The sequence below is a fragment of the Alkalispirochaeta alkalica DSM 8900 genome (assembly GCF_000373545.1).
Classification (GTDB): domain Bacteria; phylum Spirochaetota; class Spirochaetia; order DSM-27196; family Alkalispirochaetaceae; genus Alkalispirochaeta; species Alkalispirochaeta alkalica.
In genome coordinates this window covers 1-15,651 of record NZ_KB891705.1, presented here as the reverse complement: position 1 = coordinate 15,651, position 15,651 = coordinate 1, and the positions used below count along the sequence as shown (strand labels likewise).

13 protein-coding genes are annotated in these 15,651 nt (G+C 60.8%); 5 read left to right on the top strand and 8 right to left on the bottom strand.

All coding sequences use genetic code 11. The annotated features are described in order from the left end of the window. From B071_RS0107650 to B071_RS0107635, 4 genes are all read left to right on the top strand, one after another. On the top strand, positions 1-429 hold a 429-nt coding region (locus tag B071_RS0107650), incomplete at its 5' end, for a LysM peptidoglycan-binding domain-containing protein (protein ID WP_169336315.1). A 180-nt stretch (positions 430-609) separates the two neighbouring features. Next, complete coding sequence (gene cfpA, locus B071_RS0107645) at positions 610-2,607, top strand: cytoplasmic filament protein CfpA (protein ID WP_018526513.1); 1,998 nt, start codon at positions 610-612, stop codon at positions 2,605-2,607. 5 nt (positions 2,608-2,612) lie between these two features. After that, positions 2,613-3,557 carry a hypothetical protein gene (locus tag B071_RS0107640; protein WP_040587805.1) on the top strand — a complete coding sequence of 315 codons (945 nt, stop codon included), beginning with the start codon at positions 2,613-2,615 and terminating at the stop codon, positions 3,555-3,557. Between the two features lie 51 nt (positions 3,558-3,608). Next, the gene (locus B071_RS0107635; RefSeq protein ID WP_018526511.1) at positions 3,609-6,218 is read left to right on the top strand and encodes a putative PEP-binding protein; all 2,610 of its coding nucleotides are present in this window, start codon (positions 3,609-3,611) and stop codon (positions 6,216-6,218) included. 87 nt (positions 6,219-6,305) lie between these two features. On the opposite strand, the gene B071_RS0107630 is transcribed toward B071_RS0107635, so the two are convergent. Beyond that, entirely contained in the window at positions 6,306-7,130 is an 825-nt protein-coding gene (locus B071_RS0107630; RefSeq protein ID WP_026245078.1) for a J domain-containing protein, read from the bottom strand. A gap of 100 nt (positions 7,131-7,230) precedes the next feature. Between B071_RS0107630 and B071_RS0107625 the strand changes: the two genes are divergently transcribed. Further along, complete coding sequence (locus tag B071_RS0107625) at positions 7,231-7,782, top strand: hypothetical protein (RefSeq protein WP_018526510.1); 552 nt, start codon at positions 7,231-7,233, stop codon at positions 7,780-7,782. A 75-nt stretch (positions 7,783-7,857) separates the two neighbouring features. Here the strand turns inward: B071_RS0107625 and B071_RS0107620 are convergent, their stop codons facing one another. The 7 genes from B071_RS0107620 to B071_RS19950 form a co-directional block, all read right to left on the bottom strand. After that, positions 7,858-8,904 carry a BMP family lipoprotein gene (locus B071_RS0107620; protein ID WP_018526509.1) on the bottom strand — a complete coding sequence of 349 codons (1,047 nt, stop codon included), beginning with the start codon at positions 8,902-8,904 and terminating at the stop codon, positions 7,858-7,860. A gap of 88 nt (positions 8,905-8,992) precedes the next feature. Then, positions 8,993-9,943, bottom strand: a complete 951-nt coding sequence (locus B071_RS0107615; RefSeq protein WP_018526508.1) for an ABC transporter permease — start codon at positions 9,941-9,943, stop codon at positions 8,993-8,995. A gap of 4 nt (positions 9,944-9,947) precedes the next feature. Further along, positions 9,948-10,967: an ABC transporter permease gene (locus B071_RS16545; protein ID WP_438829640.1), complete on the bottom strand. Its 1,020-nt coding sequence runs from the start codon at positions 10,965-10,967 to the stop codon at positions 9,948-9,950. Between the two features lie 251 nt (positions 10,968-11,218). Continuing rightward, the gene (locus B071_RS0107605) at positions 11,219-12,742 is read right to left on the bottom strand and encodes an ABC transporter ATP-binding protein (protein WP_018526506.1); all 1,524 of its coding nucleotides are present in this window, start codon (positions 12,740-12,742) and stop codon (positions 11,219-11,221) included. A 93-nt stretch (positions 12,743-12,835) separates the two neighbouring features. Next, a complete protein-coding gene (locus B071_RS0107600) occupies positions 12,836-13,972 on the bottom strand; it encodes a glycosyltransferase (protein ID WP_438829639.1) in 1,137 nt (378 codons plus the stop codon). 32 nt (positions 13,973-14,004) lie between these two features. Further along, positions 14,005-15,384: a sugar transferase gene (locus B071_RS0107595; protein WP_438829638.1), complete on the bottom strand. Its 1,380-nt coding sequence runs from the start codon at positions 15,382-15,384 to the stop codon at positions 14,005-14,007. Positions 15,385-15,464: 80 nt separating this feature from the next. Beyond that, the coding region (locus B071_RS19950; protein WP_215730285.1) for a hypothetical protein at positions 15,465-15,651 on the bottom strand (187 nt) is incomplete at its 5' end.

Sequence of the window (15,651 nt, the reverse complement as noted above, 5' to 3'; positions counted from 1 at the left end):
GAGCAGGCAGAGCAGGCAGAGCAGGCAGAGCAGGCAGAGCAGGCAGAGCAGGCAGAGCAGGCAACACGAATGACACAGGTAGCGCAAGAGCCTCCGACCGAAGAAATGCCGCAGCGGGGACCGGACCAGGTTGCCAGCCATGTCTGGTCGGTCAGGGATATTCTCCTGGCAACAAACTGGATCGCCCAGGGCAACGGATACGCTCCCATCGGGGGAACCGTTCCCAGCCCGCACTGGATATTTCCGGGCAATCGCATCGAGCTGCCCGATGGCACAGCCTATACCGTCGTGGCGGGCGATACCCTCTGGGGGATCGCCGAGCGCTTTCTTATCCGTTTTTTTCGGGAATCTCTGTGGAAACCACAGGATTTTCGGGAAATTGTGGCGCGGGAGGAGTACCCTATAAGGGAGACAAGGAGGCAGGAATAAAAATCACAGGCGAAACATCGTGGTAGAATAGTGGTGAGCGGCAGAGGTAGCGGATCATTTTGTTAAGGTGTTCACTCCCCCGGATTCGGGAAGGCTCCGGGATTTCCGGGGAGCGAAGCATATCGGCCGTGGCGCTTCGGGCGCCCGCGACAGGAACCATAGACCAGCAGGAGGAGCAGTATGTCCGATCTTTCACGCAGTCCCAACGTATTTCATCCCACACGGCCGTCGGCAGTGGGTTCCCGCAACAGTCTTGCCCAGGACGGGCGGGACCAGAAGCAGGAGTACGACCAGCTCGTTCAGGAAGAAACCGAGCGCATCCTGGATACGATCCAGACCAAACTTCCCGCAGAAGTTCTGGAACGGCTGGATGTTATGGGGGGACTCAAAGAGAAACTCTATAACTACTTTAACCAGAACTACCAGAACATGTTCAACCGGTACATCACCACCACTGAAGACGAGATGGTGAAGAAGATCCGGAACTTTATCGACAAGGAAGAGAACAAAACCCTTGCGCGTTACACCCCCAAAGAAATCGCCGCCATGCTGGACGAGATCGCCGGGGCGGATAAGTTCAATACCGGTGAGGTCGAGAAATCGATCGTCAATATGTATGGCCACCTCCACGGCCACATTCAGCGCGGTGTAAACGATCTCGAGAACGAGACAAACTCGCTGCTGCGCCAGAAAACCGATGTGGGTGCCTTCATCAGGGGCGAAAACGCCTACTCCGTGGTAAAAGCTGCCTTCAAGGATAGCGCCACCAAGCCCAAGACCGTGACCGATACCAAACTCTCGGTGAACATCCTGGACTCGGAGCTCATCAGCCCGATCTTCCAGTACCAGGCCACGGTGGAGTACCTGATCAAGGACCAGATATCCCGGACGATCAGCAACCTGATCGATCAGGAGGTGGAGCGGTTCCAGGACGAACTGATCGACCAGGGCAAGGAAGAGCTCACCGACTCGGAGATCATCTTCGAGAAGATGAAGCGCGTCACCAACTACACCGACGACGATGTGGAAGATGAAACCTCCAAGCGCTATACCTTCCTGGCCAAGGAGCTGATGCAGAAGATCGAAGGGCTCCGGGCCGAGATAGACCCCAGCGAGTTCGATCCGGTGAACATTCGGGAAAACCTGAAGAAGATCATCGATATGGAGAACATCCGCAACCGGGGCTTCAACACGGCTGTGAACTCAATCACCTCGATTCTGGATACCAGCAAGATGGGCTACCAGTATGTGGAGAACCTCAAGAACGCCCGGGAACTGATCATCCGCGAGTACGAAGACACGGACGTGGAGAATCTCCCCGACGAGCGCTACCAGATCCGGCTCAAGTACTACGACTCGGAGCAGCTCGAGAAAGAGCGGGAAGTCTACGACCAGCAGATGGAGGCCTTCCGCCAGGAGATCCAGAAGCTCTACGATGTGATCGAGGCGGTCTACCAGACGGGGCGATCCCGGTTCAAGGTGAACGACTACGAGGATATCGTGGCAAAGATGTCCCGGACCATGAAAAAACGCAGGGACCTCTTCCGGTTCGAGGAATCGGGCGACAAGCTCGTAGAGGAGATGCAGCGGACCTGGAACGAGATTACCCTTCTCAAGGCGAACCCCACCGACGTGGAACGGCTCAACCAGACCTACCGCCACGAGAAAAAGCTCTTCAAGGAGATGCTCAACAAGAGCGCCCGGAAACTGGAGCAGATCTACGGCTACCAGAATCCCCAGGAACGGGTGATCCTCGACGACCGGGTACGCTTTCTCCGGAAAGAGTTCGACGACTTCGATTACCTGATCAACCCCTACCACATCCAGTCCGGTGTGGTGCTGGACGTGGATATCACCAGCATCAAGCGGAAGAAGTTCACCCTCAACGGCATGGCCAACGTGCTGAACGAGTTCCTCCACGGTATCTCCAAGGGATTCCAGGATGCGGCCTTCGCCGCCTTCAAGCGGCGCCGGTCCACCGTTCGGGACGACATCGGCATGAACTTCTCCAATGACTACGACGAACCGGTAGCGCAGAGCCTGCCCGGTCAGGGAGCGCAGGCATCGGCCCCGGCACCCACCGAAACGGTGAGCAGAACTCCGGCTCAGCCCCGGGGGCAGGCCGACGTATCTCCCGGGAAGGGTTCCATTTCCAGCGATGACCTGCAGGAACTGTAACCACCATGGTAGGAAACTATGACTTATTGTCACGCAGGGCGGGGTTTAACACCGCCCTGCGCCATTTCCGGACAGCTACATCCCTCCTGGAGCCGGTCTCCGGGGGGGCCAATTTTGCTGATCTGATAGCCCTGAAGCTGGACGAGGAGGCGATCTCCCGGGATCAGGTACGTCCTCTCACCTCGGCCCTCCTGGTGGACAAGTTTTCCTACCAGGCCCGCTCCCGCAACGCCCCCAGAACGATCGAATCGGCCGGAGAGATCCAGCAGATTCTCTCGGAATGGACGGCCCTGCAGATCGTTATTGCCTATGAACATCCCCAGGCGGGGTTACTTCTGATCAATCCCCGGAATCTCCAGTCCTGGGAACCGGCGCTCCCCATAATCTGCGATGAGTTGCTGGTGGTGTACCTGGAGAACGCTCCCGGAGCGTCGCTCCCGACCGAGACCCTCGAGAGAGCCCTGGGGGATGTCCACTCCGTTCTGGCAGGCCTTCCCGTTGATCACAGCGATCAGCGCTACTGCCTTCCCGAGGGAGCCCACCGCCCTGGCCCGACACCCGCAGCGAGAGCAGTGGCGCCAACACCCGTACCGGCACCGGCAAAGACAGGGAGCGGAAAGAAACGCATAACCCCCCGCTATTCTGTGGTGGTCACGAACGAGCTCTTCCACAACGGAAACGTGGAAGCCTGGAAACGAATCATCGCGAGTTATCGAACCACCTACCCCGATCTGAACGTTCTCATCTGGTACGAAAACGAGCGGATCAACGATATCAACGCCCTCTTCAAGTGGGGAAAAGTCAAACACGGGACCCCGATTATGGTCAGCGTCGCCGGCGAGGAGATACGGGACGTCTCCAAACTGCAACGATATCTCTTTGAAGGTGCGAGCCCCCGGTTTGAGATGTTTCTGAAGGGGGGGATCGACCAGCCCCTCGAGCTTTTCTGAGATTGCACTTTTCCGAGATCGAGCTTTTCCGAGAATCTGGAGGCACTGACTATGAAAGAACTGATACTGTTTGGTACAGATCAGCACCATGTGGAACCGGACGTTCTGGAAGCGGCGGGAAGCCGCGGCAAACGGGCGGTGTCTCTGGCTGATCTGCGCGTTCCCATCTGCCCCGGGGTGGTGATCCCCGGCGAGGCGCTTTCGGTATTTCCCGAGAACGCCACAGCGGCCTGGTCTATCCTGCAAACCCCTCTGCAGGACATAGAACGGAGTATGGAGAAGCGCTTTGGCGAGGGCGAGGCGCCCCTCCTGCTGAAGGTGGTGGAGAGCCCCATGCTCAATGTCCGCAGCGCCCTCCCCTCGGTGCATCACGTGGGCCTCTGCAATACCACCATCGATGCCCTGGCCTCCACCATGGGAGAGACCTTCATCTGGCAGGAGTACGCCTTCCTGATCAGCAGCATTCTCCGCCTGGAGCTCACGCTGGAAGAATCGGAGGGCCGGGCCAAGCGGCTCAAGGAGTTCAGGGAAGAACTTCAGGCAGCCAGGCGGAAGGATTCGATCAGGGGCGTCCTGGAATCCTTCGCAGACCTCCTGCCGGAGCAGCTCTTCACGGAACCCTTCTTCCAGCTGGCCTACGTGGTCAGGCTCTTTCGCGCGGCCTTCGCCCTGAGCCCTACCACGGAAGATTCGGCCATCATGATCCAGGCTATGGTCTACGGGAACCTCGACAGCCAGAGCGCGTCGGGCTATCTCTTCACGCACCATATCATCACGGGTGAAGATACCCTCCAGGGGGAATATTTTTCCGAAGCCTTCGATGAGAACGACAAATCGGGCCACCCCCTGACAGAACTCCCCCCGGAACGGCTGGAGATGCTTCAGAAGATATCACGCACACTGGAGGACCACTTCAAGGAAGTGCGGTGGATACGCTTCACCATTGAGGGAGGCAAGCTCTGGCTCGTAGACCAGGCCTCGGTTCCCAACAAATCAGCCCAGGCCGAGATCAAGACCCTGCTGGACCTGCTCCGGCGCGGGTCGGTGACAGAGGAGCACGTCATCCGCACGATCAAGCCGGGACGGCTCTCGGAGATACTCCACCCCACCCTGGACGCAGCCTCCGTGGCGGACTTCACCACCCTGGAAGGGGGAATCGCCGGTTCCGTGGGTGCGGCTATCGGCCGGGTCTTCTTCTCCACGGAGCGCCTGGTAGTTGCTCACCGCCAGGCCCAGCAGGCCGGAGAAGACACAAACCTGATCCTGGCGATGCCTTCGACCTTTGCCGGGGACGTCAAGGGGATCGAGATCGCCCAGGGGGTACTCTCCTCGGAGGGCGGCTACGCCTCGCACGCACCCGTTGTGGCCCGAAGCCTGGGAAAGGTTGCCCTGATCCGCCCGGACATCTCCTTCCGGGAAAACTCCATGATTATCGACGGAAACGAGATCACAGAGGGCGATTTTATCACTCTGGAGGTTCCCTACTACACGACACCGCGGGTCTTTCTCGGAGCGGGGTCTCTCACAAAGCCCACCCCCGAGGACAGCGGCCTCCTGGAACTCCTGGACATCGTCCAGCGCAAGATCGGCAGGGTCGAGGTTCACGCCAACGCCGACCAACCCCGGGATGCCCAGCTGGCAAAGCTCTTTGGAGCGAGGGGCATCGGATTGTGCCGCACGGAGCATATGTTCTTCGCCGAAAACAGGATCAACCGCTTCCGCTACATGATCATTGCCCGGGACGAGGAGACCCGTACGGCGATTCTTGATGACCTTCACAAGGATCAGACCGAGGATTTCTACCAGCTCCTGAAGATCATGGATGGACTCCCCGTAACGATCCGTCTCCTGGACGCGCCCCTTCACGAGTTTCTTCCCCAGGGAGACGCCGCCATGAAGGATTTTGCCGCCCAGGCGAAAAAAGACAAGATGAAGTTCACCAAACAGGAGATCATCGACAGAAGTCAGCTCCTGCGGGAGTTCAACCCCATGCTGGGGCACCGGGGTATCCGTATTGCGATCTCCTATCCCGAGATTTACCGGATGCAGACCCGGGCGATCTTCGAGGCTGCCTACAAGCTCAAGGCCGAGGGGTTCTCGCCACGCCCGGAGATCATGATTCCCCTGGTGATGAACCCCCACGAGCTGAAAGTAGTCCGAAACGGCAAACGGATCGAAGGGAAGCACATCCTGGGAATCCGGGATATTGAGCGGGAGGTCTCCCGGCAGTTCCAGGCGGGATCGCTGGATTACAAGGTGGGGACCATGATCGAACTGCCTGCAGCGGCACTCAACGCGAGCGAGATCGCCCGCTACGCTGATTTCTTCTCCTTCGGGACCAACGATCTCACCCAGACAACCTACGGGATATCCCGGGACGACTTTAACACCTTTTTCTCGGATTACACCGAGCTGGACCTGCTGGAAGGAAACCCCTTCAAGCGGCTCCAGCCCCAGGTGCGCGAGCTGGTTCAGACGGCGGCGCTGCGGGGCAAGATGGTCCGACCCGACATTACCCTGGGGCTCTGCGGAGAGCACGGCGCGGAACCGGAGAATATCACCTTTATTCAGGAGACGGGGCTCGACTACGTTTCGGTATCACCCTTCGGGATTCCCATTGCAAAACTGGCGATCGCCCAGATGAACCTGGGTCACGCCTGAGACACTGACGATCCCTCCTGCGGCCCCGGTGTGTGAGGCACCGGGGTCATTTTTTTCCGGTTCCCGTTGGAATCATCCCCGGTTTGATCAGGCCGTCTCTGCTGCCGACTCCAGAAAGGAACAGAGCCCTGTGAGGGCCCGAAGCAGGTAGAGCTTGATCAGGGTCTCCCCCGTGTGGGGGCTGCGGGGGAACCGGGCGAGGATCACCATGAAAGACCGTTCGGCCCTGTCGCGTGCGGCGGGGCTCACGCGCCCCCCCTCCATCTGGAGCCCCAGGACACCCTCGCTGATCGCCTGGTCCAGCGCTTCCGATCCCTGGCGGTACAATTGCAGGGCCTTATGGTCCTCGCCCAGAAAGACCTGCTGCTCCTTGGGACGAATGAGCATGTTCTCGTAAAAAGCTGCGGCGAAGTCCCTGATGGCACCCAGCTGCTGGTATTGCAGGGCGCTCCCGGGCCATTCGGCAGCGAGGGCCAGGCCCTCCACCACGTCGGTCATCTGCCGCAGGGTCCTGCGATACCGGTAGCGGAGCGCCCCCTCCTGACGCAGATGGATCTTCTCCATCCCGTAATTGTAGTAGTCGTAGATCTGGTCCAGCAGGACATCGTAGAGTTCCGCGATCTGGCCCTGCAGGGAGAGGCTGTACCCAAAGCCCTGGTCCACCCCGGGGTCGGGATCGGGGGCGAGCTCCCCGGCGAGGGTTTCCCGGAAAAGCTCCTCCTGACGCAGGTACTCTGTCACCGTGGCGTGCGCCTCGGTGAGGCGCACGGTCATCCGGTGGGACCACTCGCTCCGGGAGGTGTTTCGATCAGGATGGTATTCCTTCAGCAACCTTCGGAAGGAGCTGCTCACCTCCGCAGAAGAAGCAGCGTCCCCCAGCTGAAGAAATTCATACGCCTCGGCAAGATCCATTATTTCAGATAATACGCCACCGGGCGGGGTAATTCAATCCTTTGCACCTTCCGGAAATACCGTTTACACTTACGGTGAAACTCAGGACTGGAGGCACAAGGTGGAAAAGTTTCAGGAACTCTTTAGCGCGTATCAGAATGGGACCCTCCCGTCTGACCATGGCTACATTGTCAGCGTCTTCTATCACAACAACTCGACCTACACCCGGTACGAAGTGATATCCTTCAACAACGTAAAGGACATCTACATCACCGATGAGGGGCTGGTCTTCCAGGCAGAGGGCAAGAAGCTCTACGTGATGGTCGAACCCGCCGGGTGGCCCAACAGCCATATCGAGCCCGCCTATCGAACCGACGCGGAGAGAATCCCCTACCGCAAACGGGACCTCCTGGATTACACCACCCGCCGCCAGGACCACGTCTACATCGGGAAGGAACCGGTCGTAACCTACACATCCTTCACGGTTCTCAAGAGTATCGGTCAGGATATTTCCTACGTGTTCTACGATCACGGCGACATCCGGGAAACGATCCTGGAGTTCTTCCGGCTCAGCCTGTGGAAGCAGGCCCGCGTTCCCCAGGGCGACGCCCGGAAAGTCACCGAGGAGATCAATCAGGTTTTTTCCCGGATCGTGGTTTCTCCGGACTTCTAGCCGCCCCGCCGGGCGCGCAAAAAAAGAGCCGCCAGGCGTTGCCGGCGGCTCTTTTTGCGTTTTCCTGCCNTCTGATCAGTCGATCAGATGGCGGATCTGGGAACGGGAGGTCGCGATCTCGATCGAGCCATCCAGAATTCCCTGGCGTGCAGCCTCGAGGGCGTCCTTTACTTCCTGGGGAATCATGGAATCGAACCCGTGAAACGGCGCCAGCCCCGTGGCGTCCTCGGCGAGACCGTAACTCACGGTACCACCCTGGAAGGTTCCCTCGGCAACGCTCCGCAGAACGACCTCTACGGACTCGGGGATCTTCTTGATCGCGCTGGTGAGCACCGCATCGGGGGCCACGTGGTTCTGGTCGATGTCAACACCGATGGCAAGCACGCCCTCCTCGTCGGCAGCCTGGATCGCGCCCAGACCGGTGAGACCGGCGGCCTGGAAGACGATGTCCGCACCCTGTTCGATCATGGCAAGAGCAGCCTCGCGGCCGGCAGCCTGGTCAACAAAGGACCCCGCCGTGACGGAAAGGACCGTTGCATCGGGGTTCACGGACTTTACGCCCTGGATAAACCCGACCTCGAACCGCTCAACCGGGGGAACCAGCATGCCCAGAACTGCACCAACCACGTTGTGCTCGGGACGCAGCCGGGGAATCGCGCTGGCGTGCTCTTTGGTCATGAGCCCCGCCAGAACACCGGCCAGATAGCCGCTCTGCTCTTCCCGGTAGAGAATCCCCTGAAAGTTGGGCAGATCGTCGTCCCCGCCGATATCAATCCCGCCAAAGAGGGTGTCGGGGTGCATCCGTGCCGCTTCTTTCACGGCGTCCTCCATGAGGAACCCCACGGCAAAGACGATCTCGGCACCGTCCTCGGCAAGACCGCTCAGGTTGGGAATGTAGTCGGTCTGCTGGTTGCTCTCTACAACCCGTGCCTCGAACCCGTAGGGAGCACCCAGGAGCAGCCCCTGGTACGCGCCGTCGTTAAAGCTCTGGTCCCCCAGGCCACCCACGTCGGTAGCCATGGCAGCGATCTTGCGGTCGGGAGCAGCCTCGCTCCGGCCTCCGGCAAACACAAGCGCCCCGGCCAGAACCAGCAGCGTCAGCATCAGCATCGTTCTCTTCATTCTCGTCCTCCTTAATGAATCCTGGACCAATAATATCTCCAGCATCCACGATTATACACCCCTGGCAGGAGCGCCACAATCACGGATACTAATCTTCGCTCCGCTCGATCATGAAATCCTTCCCCACGGCCCGGGGCGGACGGCTGCGCCGGACCAGCCCTGCCACGGCGATCACCGTTACCAGATAGGGGAAGATGATAAAGAGCTCTCCCGGGAGGTTCACCACCCGCAGAACCTGAAAGCGCATCTGCAGGGCATCGGCAAAGCCGAAGAAGAGCGACGCCAGAAAGGCCCCCACGGGGTGCCAGCCCCCGGAGATCATGGCGGCCAGGGCGATAAACCCCCGGCCTGCGCTCATCCCCTCGGTAAAGCTCACGTTCGCCTCGATAGAGAGGTACGCCCCGGCCAGCCCGCTGGCGAGACCGCTGATAAAGACCCCCAGGTAGCGCATCTTGTAGACCGAGACACCGATCGTCTCCAGCGCCAGGGGGTGCTCCCCGGCGGCGCGAATATGGAGCCCCGTCTTGGTCTTGAAGAGAAACCACGTCAGAAAGGCCACCAGGAAGAATCCCATGTACACAATGGGCGTCTGGCCAAAGAGGGCCCTCCCTATCAGGGGCAGATCTGAAAGAAGGGGTATCGAGAGGCGGTACCGGCCAAGACCTCGGGGAATGGAAGGGGTGGTTCCGGGGTGTCCCACGATCAGCACCATGAGAAACCGGGTGATCCCGAAGGCCAGAACGTTCATCACAGCCCCGCTCACCACGTGATCCAGGTGGAGTGTCACCGTGGCAAAGGCGTGAAGCAGGCTGTAAACCCCTCCAAAGAGTACCCCCGCCAGAAGCCCCAGCCAGGGATTCCCCGTGGTATAGGCCACAATAGCCGCAAAAAAGGCCCCCACCACCATGATCCCCTCCATGGCGATGTTCACGATTCCCGAACGCTCGCAGATGGTGGCCCCTATGGCAGCCAGGGTAATGGGCGTGGAGAGACGGACCGTGGCAGCAAGCAGGTTGGTAAGAAACTCCAGGGTAAACATCGTATCAGCCCTCCTCTCCGGCGGCNGCCNTTGCAGCCGTGGTGGCCCGGNGAGCCTCCCGGCGCCGGCGGCGGTTGCCCCAGGCGGTATAGATATATCTGGCCACAATCAGGAAGAGGATGATCCCCTTGACGATCTCCACGATCGCGCCGGGGGTCTGGGTGGTGCGGGACATGTACTGCCCTCCCGCATCGAGGGCCCCCCAGAGGAGCCCTGTGAAGACCACCGCGATGGGATTCCCCCCGGCGAGGAGCGCCACAGAGATACCGTTCCAGCCGTAGCCGGCCTGGAGGTTCTCGTAGAGGCGGTGATCCAGGCCGTTCACCTGGTTAAATCCCGCCAGGGCAGCCAGAAACCCCGCGATCAAAAGCGCCCGGAAGATGTTCTTGCCCACGGAGATACCCTGAGCCCGGGCCGCGTCCTTGTTCTCTCCCACGGCACGAATCTCGAAGCCCATGCTGGTTTTATAGAGGAGATAATAGACCACCAGAGCCACCAGAATGGCCAGAAGAATTCCTGTGTGGAGCCGGGGGTTTGCCTCGGGCAGAAAGGCCCGAAACCGCAGGAGCATGGTGTTATCGGGAATCCGCGTGGTGACGTAGGGGTGCCGACTTGTAGAGGGATCACCNCCGAAGGCCCGGATAAAGACGGGCGAGAGATAGCGCGCCACGTGGGCCAGCATCATGGTGGTGATCACCTCGTGGGCACCGGTTTTCATCTTCAGGTAGGCCGGGACGACGTTCCAGAGCGCACCAAAGAGCCCCGCCACGACAAAGATCAGGGGAAGGGCGATCACCCCGGGCAGGGGTATGTAGAGGCTCAGCCCGGCGGCGGCCATGGCCCCNAGGTAGTACTGCCCCTCGGCACCGATATTAAAAAGCCCCGCCTTGAAGGCAAAGGCCACGGAGAGGGCCGTAAAGATCAGGGGCGCCGCGTTGAGCACCGAGATGTGCCAGTTCCGCGCCAGCCCCCCGTAAAAGAGCGCCTGATAGGCCACCAGGGGGTTATACCCCGAGATGGCCATGATAACCCCGCCCAGGAGAATGGCCATGGTGATGCCAAAGAGAGGGACCACGGCGCGCTTGACCCAGCGCCGCAGGAGCTCCCGCAGGGCCGATGGCCCCTGAAGCAGCCGCACCCGCCAGAGGTAGAGCCCCAGGGCCGCCAGGATCAGCACCCCACCCTGGAAATAACTCGCCAGNTACAACACCGTTCCCNCCGCACCCAGCAGGACTACCGCACCCATGAGCAAGGTGGCCAGAAGTGCCTGAGAAATCATGCGCTCGCTTCCTTTCCGCCGGTCATGTAGAGACCCACCTCTTCTTCGCTGGTCTTGTCCGTGATCAGCTCCCGCGCGATCTGTCCGTCAAAGAGAACGAGAATCCGGTCTGCCAGGGCAAAGATNTCCTCCAGCTCCAGGGAGATCAGCAGGATTCCCACGTCCTTGTCGCGCATGGCCAGGATCTCGGAATGGATGTATTCGATCGCCCCCACATCGAGGCCCCGCGTGGGCTGGCTCACCAGGAGGAAGGTGGGCTTCCGGGAGAACTCCCGGGCCAGGATCACCTTCTGCTGGTTTCCNCCCGAGAGCTGCGACGCCGCTGCCCCGGGGCCGGAGGTCCGGATATCGAAGCGCTCGATCAGCTCCCCGGCCTGATCGTTCATGCCNGGATAATCCAGAACCCCCCGGTAGGCGTTGGGAGAACGATCGTGATACCCCAGAGCGATGTTNTCGGCCACAGAGAAGGGCAGAACCAGGCCGTAGCGGTGCCGGTCGGCTGGAACGTAGCCCATGCTGCGGTTGATCAGCTGCCGGGTGGTCATACCCTGGATCTCCGTGCCCAGGTGACGCATCACGCCCNGTTTCACCGGACGAAGCCCCATCACNGCCTCGGCCAGTTCGGTCTGGCCGTTGCCGTCCACCCCNGCGATCCCCACGATCTCGCCGGGCCGTACCATGAGGGAGAGGTCCCGGATCGCGGGAACGCCCCGNTCGTCGGCGACATCGACCCCCGCGATCTCGAAGACGGGATCGGGCTGTACCTCGTGGGGGGTCCGTTCCACGGTGAGCACCACGGAACGCCCCACCATGAGATTTGCCAGCTCGGCCGTGGTGGCCCCCGCCGTGGGACGCTCGCCCTCGATCCGGCCGCGCCGAAGAATGTAGACCCGGTCCGAGATGGCCCGAACCTCCTCCAGCTTGTGGGTGATGATGATCACGCTCACCCCGCTCTCGCGGAGGCTGCGGATCACTGTAAAGAACTCCTCCACCTCCTGGGGGGTAAGAACCGCCGTGGGTTCGTCCAGAATAAGGATCTCGGCCCGTCGGTAGAGGGCCTTCAGGATCTCCACGCGCTGTTGCAGCCCCACCGAGAGGGCCTCCACTTTGGCATCGGGGTCGATCTTGAGACCGTAGCGGCTGCTGAGCTCCTGCACCTCCCGGCGGGCGGTGCGGTAATCGATGGTGGGACCCTTGCCCGGTTCGGAGCCCAGAATGATGTTCTCCGTAACCGTGAGGGGGTCGAGGAGCATGAAATGCTGGTGAACCATCCCCAGGCCGTGGCTGATCGCGTCGCGGGGAGAGGAGAACTCAACCTCGCGGCCCTTTATCAGGATGCGCCCCGAGGTGGGTTTGTACAAGCCGTAGAGAATATTCATGAGCGTGCTCTTGCCCGCCCCGTTCTCGCCCAGAAGGCAGAGGATCTCCCCCTCCTTCAGGCTGATACTGATGTCGTCGTTGGCAAGGACCTTGGGGAACTGCTTGACGATATGCTGTGTTTCCAGAATCACCTGTGACATCGAGGAACCTCCAGGGTCCACCTTACTATGAAAAAGATCAGCTTTCCAGTTTTTCTGCTGCTTTTTCAGGGCGGATTTGGGGCCTTTCCGGCCTTACGTGGCGTCGCCCAGGATCTGGCGGTAGAGNNCGTTGGTGTTCTCTACCATGGAGGAGAGGCTCCATTCCTCCAGGGGCCGCTCCGCTGCGGCCTGGCCAAAACGCCGACGCAGCTCCGGCTCCCGGGCCAGACGAAGCAGCCCCCCGGTGAGGGCGGNAATATCCCGGAAGGGCACCACCAGCCCGGTCACCCCCTCCTCCACNGTCTCGCGGATCCCGGGAACGTCGAAGGCCAGCGCGGGCCGCCCGACGGCGGCAGCCTGCACCAGGGACTGGGGGACCCCCTCCCACTCCGAGGTCAGACAGACCAGATCGGCGGCGGCCAGGTAATCCTGGGGGTTATGACGAAAGCCGGCAAAGACCACCCTGGAGGCGATCCCCAGACGCCGGGCCTGCGCTTCCAGGGCCNCCCGNCGGGGGCCGTCGCCCAGNAGCACCGCCCGCAGGGAGGGCCCCTGGCCGGAACGATCGAGCTCCTCCACCGCCCGGGCAANGGCCTCCAGAAACCAGTGCTGCCCCTTGCGCTCCTCCAGCCGGGCCACCACCGCGCAGAGCACATCATCGGCTCCGGTGCAGCCCAGCTCCTGCCGAAGGGCGGGATCGCGGCGGGCCGAACGAAAGCGTTCGATCTCCATACCGCTCCGGATGATCCGGTACTGCCCGGGGTGNCCCACCCCGGCCTCCACCATAAGGTCCCGCAGGGTGTAGCCCACCGAGACAAAGAGATCGGTCCGGGCTGCGGCGCGNCGCTCGAGCCAGCGAAANAGCAGAAAAGCAGGCCGTGACATGGAGTCGGTAAAGCTCATACCGTGGACCCCGTGAAGCACCACGGTGCCCCCGGCACGGCGGGGCACGGCAAAGCGCCCCAGAATCCCCGTCTTGGCGTTGTGGGTATAGACGATGTCGAAGGAACGCTCCCGAAAGAACCGCCGCAACTCCCGGAAGGCCCGGACCTCCGAGGCGGGAGAAATCTCGCGACAGATCCAGGGAATAACCACCACCTCTACCCCGGCCTGGCGCAGCTCCTGCACCATGCCCGGGTGGTACTCGGCCCCGACCACCAGAGTCTGGGCAAGATCGGGAGCGCCCTGGAGGAGATTATAAAAAATGTTGAAATCGGCACCGCCCTGCACCAGNCGGGTGGTAAGATGGCAGACTGTCACCCCTACCTCCCCGAGAGCAGCACAAAGAGCGTCTTGCCGATGATCTTCACATCGAGCCAGACCGACCAGTGATCGATATACCAGGTATCGAGCTTGACGATCTCCTCGAAATCATCGATCCGGTTGCGCCCGCTCACCTGCCACATGCCGGTGATCCCCGGGGCCACGCTCAACCTGCGGCGATGGTGTTTCTCGTACTGACGGAACTCTTCGGCCGTGGGGGGCCTGGTACCNACGATGCTCATATCTCCCTTCAGGACGTTCAGAAACTGGGGGAACTCGTCCAGGCTGGTCTTCCGCAGAATCTTCCCGACCCGGGTAATGCGGGGGTCCCGGGCGATCTTGAACATGTGGCCCTGCATCTCGTTCTGATCCATCAGCTCCGCCTTGCGGGCCTCGGCGTCGACCGCCATGGTACGGAACTTGATCAGGTTGAAATCCCGGCCGTTCTTGCCCTTGCGGGGCTGTACAAAGAAGATGGGCCCCGGCGAATCGAGCTTGATGGCCGGCGCCACCACCAGGAAGATCAGCAGAAAGGCGAGAAACCCCACCAGACCGATGGCGTAATCGATGGTGTGCTTTACAAACCGCTGAACGGGACTGAAATCGTAGGACTGAAAGGAGACAATGTTGAAGGGNCCCACCGTGTCCACCTCGGAGCGGGTGTAGTCGATCCCGGAGAAATCCAGAACGATGTTCACCATGAGCCCCATGCGGTGACAATCGGCGATCAGGGGCGCCAGCTCCTGGAGCTTGAGATCGCTGTAGGCCAGGACCACCTCGTCCACCACGTTCTGTGTCACGTAGTCCAGGACGTCGTCAAAAAAGCGCTGCCGCTCCTGATCGTCCAGGGGGCGTTCGGCGGGAAAGACNAAGCGGGGTTCCACCGTGGCGTTCAGGAGGAGTTCCGGCGTGGTCCTGGCCGTGGCCTGGAACTGCTCCACCGCCCGCTTGTTGCCCAGGAGCAGAACTTTTCTGTGGTAGCGCTCCTTCTTCTGGAGGCGGTAAAAGTAGACCCGGAAGAGGAGCTTGGCNNCCACCATGAGCAGGTAGTTAANCCCGGCAAAGGTCATGAGGAAGGTGCGGCTCACCACGGAATCCCGGATNAAGAAGAGCCCCATGGCCAGAGCCCCCAGCCCCACGAGTTCNACGGGGATCAGGTTACGGCAGATCCGCCAGGCCGAGACCAGGCGGTGCCCCCGCAGGAAATCGTAGTTCCGGAAGAGCTGGAGAAGNATCATCCAGATGATGAGGACCGTCCCCAGCAGGTTGAAATACACCGGGAAGGGCGCCAGATCACCCAGGCCGAAGGTGAAAAGCTTGTCCCGAAGGTAATAGGTAAGNAGATAGGAGAAGACGATCACCACGGCGTCGATGATCATCAGGGTATAGCGAAGGAAGGACCGTCTTCGTTGGTTCATGGTGCACGCCTCTTTACAATAACTTTAGACAGTAGCCTGTGTCATGAAACTGCATACACAATATACATGGCCACAGTATACAACGCCCCGCCCCGGGTGGGGAAAAGGACTTTGATGAACGTCCCAAAACGTGGTACCGTTCCCAGGTGAAACAGAACATCCTTATTGTGGCGGCCTTTGCCGCGCTCGTCAACGTGGCGCTCCCCGTGGCCTCTCAAGCAGCGGCCA